Source organism: Streptomyces muensis (genome assembly GCF_021474425.1).
In the GTDB taxonomy this organism is placed as follows: domain Bacteria; phylum Actinomycetota; class Actinomycetes; order Streptomycetales; family Streptomycetaceae; genus Streptomyces; species Streptomyces muensis.
In genome coordinates this window covers 1-9,366 of sequence record NZ_JAKEIP010000299.1, presented here as the reverse complement: position 1 = coordinate 9,366, position 9,366 = coordinate 1, and the positions used below count along the sequence as shown (strand labels likewise).

The following is a 9,366-nucleotide window of genomic DNA, read 5'->3' as shown; positions in this document are numbered from 1 at the left end:
GCGGGGGGCGGAGCCGGGGGTGGAGCGGTGCGAAGGGGATGCCACGAATGAGTCCTTACGTGCTTCGGTGAGGCTCGCGCGCCGGCGAGCGGGCCCGGGTGAGCGGGCTTCCGACTCCTTCGTGGTCGCGGAGATCGGAAAGGTTGCCGTGAATCTTTTGACTGAACGGTGGTCAAGTCGCGGACATCACGGGGATGTTGCCCATTGGCTTGGCATCGATCGCCCCCCACCGCCACCATGCCCCCCTTCACGACCGTATGGTTTCCGCCATGGCAGTCCCTGAGGTCATCCCGATCGCCTACGAGCCGCACGGCCGTACCGAGGCGATCGGCTGTTACGCAGACGGGCAGTTCATGGGGTCGGTGACGTACGCCTTCCCCAAGGGGTTCGACCTCGACACCGGCTGGGAAGAGCACAAACGTCTCTATTCGGTCCTGCACACCTTCGACTCCGAGGGCAGGTACCGCGAGTCGGAGATCTGGTGCGCCGGCACCTGGGCCGAGCAGCAGCGCGCCCCGCACGGACCCGACTCGGTGCTGGCCCGCGCCCGGGCCCACCTCGCGACCCTGTTGCGCAGCCTTCCGCGCCGTACGTACACGGACATCGCGATCCGGCCCTTCCAACTCACCGTCGACGGCGTGCTGTTCGGCCTGCTGACGGGGGAGGACGAGGGCGAGGCGTGGGCCGAGCTCCTTCCGCAGAACCTGGGCTTCGGCGAGCCCTGGGACGGCACGTACGACACCTGATCGTTTGCACCCCTATGCCTGGCCGCCCCCGAGCCGCTATACATTGCGAAGATCACGCAAGGCCGTCCATCGGCCGCCACACGCCATCAAGTGGGGGGATCCATCCATGGCGCTCTTCGGAAACGCGCACACCGTCGACACCGGTCAGGCGCAGCAGGACTTCGCCCGGCTGCTGGGCCACGGGGAGCAGGTGCACGCGGCGTATCTGCTGATACGGGACACCATCCTGTTCACCGACCGCCGTCTCATCCTGGTCGACAAGCAGGGCATCACCGGCAAGAAGGTGGAGTACCACTCCATCCCGTACCGCAGCATCACCCTCCCCCAGAGGGGGGACCCCCATCGCGGTGGAGACCGCGGGCACCTTCGACCTGGACGCCGAGCTGAAGATCTGGCTCTCGGGGTCGGCGACGCCGATCGAGAAGACGTTCACCAAGGGCGTGGACATCTACGAGGTGCAGGCGATCCTCACGCAGTTCGTGGCGAAGTGAGGACGTAAGGACACGGCGGCATGTCGGCGGGACGCCGGTCCGCGGGAGGCGGCGATAATCGGGGCCACCATGCTGCCCCCGCCCCGCCACCTCCTGTCCGACGTCCTCGCCGTCGGTGCCCGCTACCCGCTCGTCCTGGCCGGCGACTGCGCGGTCCTGGCCCACGGTCTGCCCCCGGAGGTCACGCGGGAGGCGCTGGTGACGGGCCCGCTGGAACTGGCGACCGAGAACCCCGAGCCCATGGACCAGATCGCGGCCATGGTCCGGCACGGTCTGACGGAACGCGGCTGGCGGGTACGCCCCGTGGAGACCGACCCGCTCTCCGCCCGCCTGCTCGTCACGGACCCCGACACGGATGCGGAACGCGCCGTCGACCTGCTGAAGGAGACCTTCTGGCGGCCCCCGGTGACGACCGGCCTCGGCCCGGCCCTCGCCCTGGAGGACCTCATCGGCACCAAGGTCCGCGCCGTCACCGACCGCGGCACCGCACGCGACGTCGCCGACGTCTACCTGGCCGCGGCCCACTGGAGCTACCCCGACCTCGAGGAACTCGGCCGCCGCCACGCCTGGGACGAACTGGACCTGGCGGACCTCCAGTCCCGCCTGGAGGCCACGGAACTCCTCCACGACCGCGAGTTCCTGACAGGCGGCCTCGACGCGGACTCGGTACCGGCCCTGCGCCGCTGGATCCGGACGTGGGCGGACGACATCGCGGAACGACTGCTGGAGGAGGAGGCACTCAGGCCGCCGGCGGACGGGGAGGCGTGAGGAGGCCTTGCGGTAGGCCGTCGACGGCATCAACTCCGAAGCCATGGCCCACGATTCGCTTTACAATCGCCGCGTGATGTCGGCGCACGGGTGATGCGCCTGGGGTGGAGGGGACTCACATGGGCAGATGGGGCACGTCCGCGTTCATGGTCGTCGGTCTGATCGCCGGGTCACTGCTGCCGGCCGTGCCGGCCGCCGCCGTGCACGGGGCTGTCCCCGGTGACTTCAACGGCGACGGTTACCGCGACGCCGTTCTGCCCGCGCCCGGCGCGAACGTGGCCGGCAAGGAGGCGGCGGGTGCCGTCGTCGTGCTGTACGGCTCGGCCTCCGGGCTGTCGGCGACGCGCCGCAGGACCATCACGCAGAACACCTCGGGGATTCCGGGCACGAGTGAGGCGTACGACCGCTTCGGCGGCGCCACCGCCACGGCGGACCTGAACCGGGACGGGTATGCCGACCTGGTCGTCTCCACGCCGTACGAGGACACGGCCGATGGCGGGAACGCGGGGTTGGTGACCGTGCTGTGGGGCGGCAGGGGCGGTCTGACGAGCGGGACGAACCTGCCGACGCCGAGTGACGCCCCGACGTACTACGGCCTGGACGTGGCCGCGTTCAGCACCGGCGCGGGCGCCAAGACCCAGGTCGTGGTCGGCGGATACGACGGATCGGTCCTGTTCCGGGGGCCGTTCAGCCGCACGGGCACCTACGGCTCGGCCACGTTCAACCAGGACACCCCCGCCGTGGAGACCGTCGCGCTCGGCGACTTCGACGGGAACACCACGCCGGACCGGGTCGTCGTCACCACCCGCCTGCACGGACTCTCCGGCGGCGAGGTCCACATCGATCCCGTGTTTCCACCGTCTCCCCTGAAGGCCGGCAACGGTCTCATCGCCGCCACCGGTGACATCAACGGCGACGGCCACACCGATCTCGCGGTCGGCGACCCGGACGAACCCGAAGTCGCGGGTGCCGACGGCGCGTCGGGCGGGCGGGTGCTGGTCTGGTACGGCTCGGTGACGGGCATCGCGGCCGACGCGCGGCCCGTGCAGATCACGCAGAACACGTCCTATGTGCCCGGCGGGAGCGAGAAGGGCGACGCCTTCGGCGGCTCCCTGGCCGTGGCCGACCTCAACCGGGACGGACTGGCCGACCTTGTCGTCGGCGCGCCTCACGAGGCTCTGGGCACAAAGCGCGGGGCGGGGATGGTGACCGTGATCCCGGGCCGCGCCTCGGGGGCGCTCGGCAGTGGCTCGTACGCCTTCACCCAGGACACCTCCGGCGTGCCCGGCGGTTCGGAGACCGACGATGCCTTCGGTACGACGGTCTCCGCCGGAGATGTGAACAAGGACGGCAGGCCCGAGTTGTTCGTCAGCTCGGCGCAGGAGAACAACTTCACCGGCGCCGTCTGGGTGTTCCCCGGCGGCTCCTCGCGCCCGACGGCGACCAACAGCCGCCTGTTCACGGCGAACACCGTCGGCCTCACCCAGCAGCACGGCACGCTCCTCGGCGGGAACGGCCTGCTCTGGGTGATCTGACCGCGTTCACGCCCGGGTCGGCGCCGTCTCCGGTGCCGGCGCGGCGGCCGTCCGCGGCAGTTTGATGAATGCCACGCCGCACACGGCGAGGACGGACGCCGCCGACAGGGTGTACAGGCCCCCGTTCGTGCTGCCCGTGGTGTCCTTGAGGTAGCCGAAGAGGGTGGGGGAGACGAAGCCGCCCAGGTTTCCGATGGAGTTGACGACGGCCAGGCCCGGCGCGGCGATCTTCAGGTCGAGGCCGGACTGGGCCATCGGCCAGTACAGCGTGGCCGCGCACTTGCCGCCGACCGCGGCCAGTGTGATGGCGGCGAGGCCGAACCAGGGGGAGCCGAGGGTGGCCAGGAAGGTGCCGATGGCCGACAGGACGAGGGCGACGGCGAGATAGGGGCGGCGGTCGGGGGTGCCGTCGGTGAAGTGGCTGACCGTGTACATCGCGATCACGGCGCAGATCCACGGGATCGCGGAGAGCAGGCCGACCTCGAAGGAGGAGAGTCCGCCGATCTCCTCCACCAGGCTCGGCAGCCAGAAGGTGATGGCGTAGCCGGTGAGGGCCATCGCGAAGAAGACGGCGGTCAGCAGGGCGACCTGCCGGTGGAGGAGGAGCCTGAGCCGCGACACCTTCGGGGCCCGGCTGCGCGCCTCCTCGTCGCGGGCGACCGCCGCGCCCAGCGCGTCCTTCTCCTGGCGCGTCAGCCACTTGGCGTCCTCGATGCGGGAGACGAGGAAGAAGCCCGCGACGAAGCCGACGACGATCGACAGCAGCCCTTCGAGCGCGAACATCCAGCGCCAGCCGGCGAATCCGCCGACGCCGTGCAGTTCGAGGAGGGCGCCCGTGATCGGGCCGGTCACGATGTACGCCGTCGCCGAGCCGCCCAGGAAGATCGCGCTCGCCCGGCCCCGGCTGGAGTCGGGCAGCCACTGGGTGAAGTACAGCAGCACGCCCGGGAAGAAGCCGGCCTCCGCGACGCCGAGCAGGAAGCGCAGGGCGTAGAACATCCACACGTTGTGGATGAAGCACATCGCCACGATCACCGCACCCCAGGTGATCATGATCCTGGTCAGCCAGACCCGGGCGCCGAACCGCTCCAGCAGCATGTTGCTGGGCACCTCGAACAGGGCGTAGCCGATGAAGAACAGCCCCGCACCGAGGCCGTAGGCGGTGGCGCTCACCCCGACGTCGGCCCTGAGCTCGTCCTGCACGAACCCGACGTTCGTCCGGTCCATCTGGTTGACCAGCAGCATCAGAACGAGGATCGGCAGCATCCGGCGCAGGAACTTGCCGACCGCGCGGCGTTCGGCGTCGGGTACCACGACTTCCGACATCGTTGTCTCCCCTCGGAGGCAGATCGTGCACATCGTGCACATACGTGAATCACAATCACGTACACGGGCCGGAGGAACGTTACGGAGGCCAGACTTCCGGGTCAACGGCTTGAGCGGATGTCCATACATGTGAATGCGGGGCGGATGTCTCGCCACACATCCGCCCCGCATCCCGTACGTCCGCGTCCGCAGCGCCGGCTGAGAGCGCTGTACACGAAAGTGGCCCGGAACCGACGCCGGTTCCGGGCCACCCTCCCTGCTACGTCCTACTTCGGCTGCGGCTTGCGCACCGACAGGTGCAGCTCCCTCAGCCGCGTCTCCTCCAGCTCCGTCGGCGCGCCCATCATCAGGTCCTGGGCGTTGCCGTTGAGCGGGAAGGCGATGGTCTCGCGGATGTTGGGCTCGTCGGCGAGGAGCATCACGATGCGGTCGACGCCGGGGGCGATGCCGCCGTGCGGCGGGGCGCCGAAGCGGAAGGCGCGGAGCATGCCGGCGAACTTCTCCTCGACGGTCTCGCGGTCGTAGCCCGCGATCTCGAAGGCCTTGAGCATGATCTCCGGCTCGTGGTTCCGGATCGCGCCGGAGGACAGCTCGACGCCGTTGCAGACGATGTCGTACTGCCAGCCCAGGATGTCCAGCGGGTCCTGGGTCTCCAGGGCCTCAAGGCCGCCCTGCGGCATGGAGAACGGGTTGTGCGAGAAGTCGATGGCGCCGGTGTCCTCGTCCTTCTCGTACATCGGGAAGTCGACGATCCAGCAGAACCGGAAGACGCCCTCCTCGAAGTGCCCGGCCCGCTTGGCGGCCTCGACCCGCACCGCGCCCATGATCTTCGAGACCTCGTCGAACTCGCCCGCGCCGAAGAACACGGCGTGACCGGCGGCGAGCTGGAGCCGCTTGGTCAGCTCGGCGACGTTGTCCTCGGTGAGGAACTTGGCGATCGGACCGGACAGCGAGCCGTCCTCGGCCACCCGCACCCAGGCCAGGCCCTTGGCGCCCTGCGAGACCGCGAAGTCACCGAGCTGGTCGAAGAACTTCCGGGGCTGCGCGGAGACGTCCGGCACCGGCAGCGCGCGCACGTGCTTGCCGGCGAACGCCTTGAACTCCGAGCCCTCGAAGATGTCGGTGATGTCGACGAGCTCCAGCTGGGCGCGCAGGTCCGGCTTGTCGGAGCCGTACTTCAGCATCGCCTCGCGGAACGGGATCCGCGGGAACGGGGACGTGACATGGCGGCCGTTGCCGAACTCCTCGAACAGCTCGGTCATCAGCTTCTCGACGGGCTGGAAGACGTCCTCCTGCTCGACGAAGCTCATCTCGATGTCGAGCTGGTAGAACTCGCCCGGCGAGCGGTCCGCGCGCGCGTCCTCGTCGCGGAAGCAGGGCGCGATCTGGAAGTAGCGGTCGAAGCCGGAGATCATCAGCAGCTGCTTGAACTGCTGCGGCGCCTGCGGAAGGGCGTAGAACTTGCCCGGGTTGAGGCGGGAGGGGACGACGAAGTCACGGGCGCCCTCGGGGGAGGTCGCGGACAGGATCGGCGTCGCCATCTCGTTGAAGCCCAGCGCCGTCATCTTGTGGCGGATCGCCGAGATGACCGACGTACGCAGCAGGATGTTCTTGTGCATGCGCTCGCGGCGCAGGTCCAGGAAGCGGTACTCCAGGCGCCGCTCCTCGTTGACCCCGTCCTCGGTGTTGATCGTGAACGGCAGCGGGGCGGCCGCGCCGAGCAGCTCGACCTCGCCGACCTCGACCTCGACCTCACCGGTGGGCAGCTCGGGGTTGATGTTCTCGGCGCCGCGGGAGACGACCTTGCCGTCGACGCGGACCGTCGACTCCTTGGTCAGCTTGTCCAGGGCCTCGTACGCGGGCGTGCCGGGACGGGCGACGAGCTGCGTGATGCCGTAGTGGTCGCGCAGATCGATGAAGAGGATGCCGCCCAGGTCGCGCCGATTGTGCAGCCAGCCACTCAGCCGGACGTCGGTGCCGACGTCAGAGGAGCGGAGCTCGCCGCAGGTGTGGGACCTGTACCGATGCATCGTCGTTCATCCAGTCTTCGCGGATCGGGGTCTGCGTCTCACGGCCGGTGTTTCACGTGAAACTGCCCCAAGCCTACCGGGCACCCCAAGATCGCCTCCCCACCATTAATGACCAGGTGCCCTGTACAGCTTCGGTGGCAGGGTCCGATCACCTCTTCCTAGAGTGGGCGCATGCGCACTGGTGAGCCCCTGCCCGCCGTGGGGGAGGTTCTCGCCGCCCTCGCTACCGGACTGTGGCACTGGAACACCGCCACGGGACTGGTCACGGTCGACGCGGAGGCGGCACGGCTGCTCGGGCTGCCCGCGGAGCAGGCCACGCTCAGCCAGGCCCAGGTGCGCGCCCGTCTGCACCCGGTCGACTGGAACGAGATCAGCGGGGTGATCCAGCTCGCCGTCGCCGAGGGCACGCTGGGCGAGGTGCGGGTGCGGATCATGGACGAGCGGGGCCGGGTCATCCGGGTCGGCCGCAGCCGCTTCCACGCCTCCTTCGACCGGGAGAAACGGTCGTACGAGGTGACCGGCTCCCTCCAGGAGGTCACGGAACCGACGCCGGGGACCCCTGCCGGGCGTACGGCGGTCACCGGTGACTGGCGGCGCTCGCGGGAGGCGTTCCTGCTGGACGCGGGCCGGGCGCTGGCCGAGGCACGGTCGACGGAGGAGGTCCTGCGGGTCGCGGCCGGGCTGTCGATGCCGGGCTTCTCACCGGACGGGCTCGCGGTGTTCGGCGTCACGGGCGACCGCCTGACGATCATCGGCCACCACGGCCAGCAGCCCGGCGACGAGGGTCCCTTCTCGCACATGGCCCTGGCCACCGACTATCCGGCCGCCGAGGTGGTCCGCACCGGTCGTGCCGTGTATCTGTCCACGCCCGAGCAGTACAAGGGCCGCTATCCGGTCACCTGGCCGCTGGCCGCGCACTTCAACCGGCAGTCGTGGGCGTTTCTGCCGCTGACCGTGGCCGGCCGCACGATGGGCGCCTGGATGGCGGCGTTCACCTATCCGGTGGCGTTCACGCCCGACGAACGGTCGGTGCTGACCACGGTCGCCCGGATGCTCGCCCAGGCCCTGTCGCGCGCCGAGGCCGCCGAGTCCGCGCGGGAGCTCACGGACGGCCTCCAGCGCTCGATGCTGCCACAGCTCGGCCCCGAGATACCCGGCATGAGCGTGGCCGCCCGCTATGTGCCGACCGGGGGCGGGCTCCAGGTCGGCGGTGACTGGTACGACATGATCCCGCTGCCCAACGGCCGGTTCGCCCTGGTCATCGGTGACGTCCAGGGCCATGACGTGCGGGCGGCGGGCCTGATGGGCCAGTTGCGCATCGCCCTGCGCGCCTACGCCTCCGAGGGCCACCGGCCCGACGCCGTCCTCTCCCGTGCCTCGCGCTTTCTGCACGGCATGACGTTCGGCTCCCTCGACGAGGACCCGTCCGAGCTGCGCTTCGCGACCTGCCTGTATGTCGAGGTCGACCCCGTGACCGGGCTGCTGGACATCGCCCGCGCCGGTCACCCTGATCCGGCGATCCGGATGAGCGACGGCACGGTGCTGGCCCGTCCGACGGCCGGCGGCCTCCCGCTCGGCATCGACCCGGACGCCGACTACCCGACGACCCGGATCACCCTGGAACCCGGCGAGACCATGCTGATCTGCACGGACGGCCTGATCGAGACCGGCGGCCACGACCTGGAGACCGGCTGGAAGCGCATCCGCGCCATCCTGGAGGACCACGACGGCGACCTGGAGGCCCTCGCCGACGCCCTCGTCCAGGCCGTCCACGGCCCCTCCTCCCACCACACCACCGGCCCGCTCGCCGACCGGCGCGAGGACGACATAGCGGTGCTGCTGCTGTGCCGGGAGGGGGAGGGCTGCGGCTGCGGCGCCCCGGTCACCGTGCGGCCCACGATCCGGCGCACCATGCTCACGGTCGCCCAGGCCGAGCCGGAGCGGGTCGCGGTGGCCCGTCAGCAACTGCGGGAGCTGCTGCACGACTGGACCTCCGAGGACCAGGTGGACTCGGCGGTGCTGCTCCTGTCCGAGATGCTCACCAACGTCCTCGTCCACACCGACGCCGACGCCCTGCTCCTCGCCGAGGTACGGGGCGCTTCGGGCGACCGCCGGATCCGTGTCGAGGTCACGGACACCAGCGACGACCTCCCCCACAAACGCCGCCCCGGCGAACTGGCCTCCTCCGGCCGGGGCCTGATCCTCATCGAGATGCTGGCCCAGGCGTGGGGCGTGGACCCGCGCGGCGAGGGCAAGAGCATCTGGTTCGAGCTCTACGAGGCGGACGGCGCCGGGGGGCTCGGGGGTGCGAAGGGCGCGGAGGTCGAGGAGAGGGCGGACAGCTCGGGGGTCTCACGGGCCTGAGAGGCGCCTGCGTGCGGTTCCAGTGCTACGAGGCCGAGGGAGGGGGGGTGAGCCGTCGGCGACGCATCCTCCCCGGTACCCGCCCGGCATCCCGGCGAGAGCGAGA

Annotated in this window: 6 protein-coding genes and 1 pseudogene; 5 read left to right on the top strand and 2 right to left on the bottom strand. The window is 70.3% G+C overall.

Annotation, left to right across the window (positions count from 1 at the left end):
• Positions 1–269: 269 nt before the first annotated feature.
• The 4 genes and pseudogenes from L0P92_RS38385 (at position 270) to L0P92_RS38370 (ending at position 3,540) form a co-directional block, all read left to right on the top strand.
• On the top strand, positions 270–746 hold the full coding sequence (locus L0P92_RS38385) for a hypothetical protein (protein ID WP_234767760.1): 477 nt from the start codon (positions 270–272) through the stop codon (positions 744–746).
• 106 nt (positions 747–852) lie between these two features.
• Positions 853–1,237 (top strand): annotated as a pseudogene (locus tag L0P92_RS38380) (PH domain-containing protein).
• A gap of 69 nt (positions 1,238–1,306) precedes the next feature.
• Complete coding sequence (locus tag L0P92_RS38375) at positions 1,307–2,005, top strand: nucleotidyl transferase AbiEii/AbiGii toxin family protein (protein WP_234767759.1); 699 nt, start codon at positions 1,307–1,309, stop codon at positions 2,003–2,005.
• Between the two features lie 119 nt (positions 2,006–2,124).
• Positions 2,125–3,540, top strand: coding sequence for an FG-GAP-like repeat-containing protein (locus L0P92_RS38370; protein ID WP_234767758.1), 1,416 nt, complete (start codon positions 2,125–2,127; stop codon positions 3,538–3,540).
• A gap of 6 nt (positions 3,541–3,546) precedes the next feature.
• On the opposite strand, the gene L0P92_RS38365 is transcribed toward L0P92_RS38370, so the two are convergent.
• Together L0P92_RS38365 and aspS are read right to left on the bottom strand one after the other, a co-directional pair.
• A complete protein-coding gene (locus tag L0P92_RS38365; RefSeq protein WP_234767757.1) occupies positions 3,547–4,866 on the bottom strand; it encodes an MFS transporter in 1,320 nt (439 codons plus the stop codon).
• Positions 4,867–5,132: 266 nt separating this feature from the next.
• Complete coding sequence (gene aspS / locus L0P92_RS38360; protein WP_234767756.1) at positions 5,133–6,896, bottom strand: aspartate--tRNA ligase; 1,764 nt, start codon at positions 6,894–6,896, stop codon at positions 5,133–5,135.
• A 171-nt stretch (positions 6,897–7,067) separates the two neighbouring features.
• Between aspS and L0P92_RS38355 the strand changes: the two genes are divergently transcribed.
• The gene (locus L0P92_RS38355; protein ID WP_234767755.1) at positions 7,068–9,260 is read left to right on the top strand and encodes a SpoIIE family protein phosphatase; all 2,193 of its coding nucleotides are present in this window, start codon (positions 7,068–7,070) and stop codon (positions 9,258–9,260) included.
• The last annotated feature ends 106 nt before the right edge of the window (positions 9,261–9,366 follow it).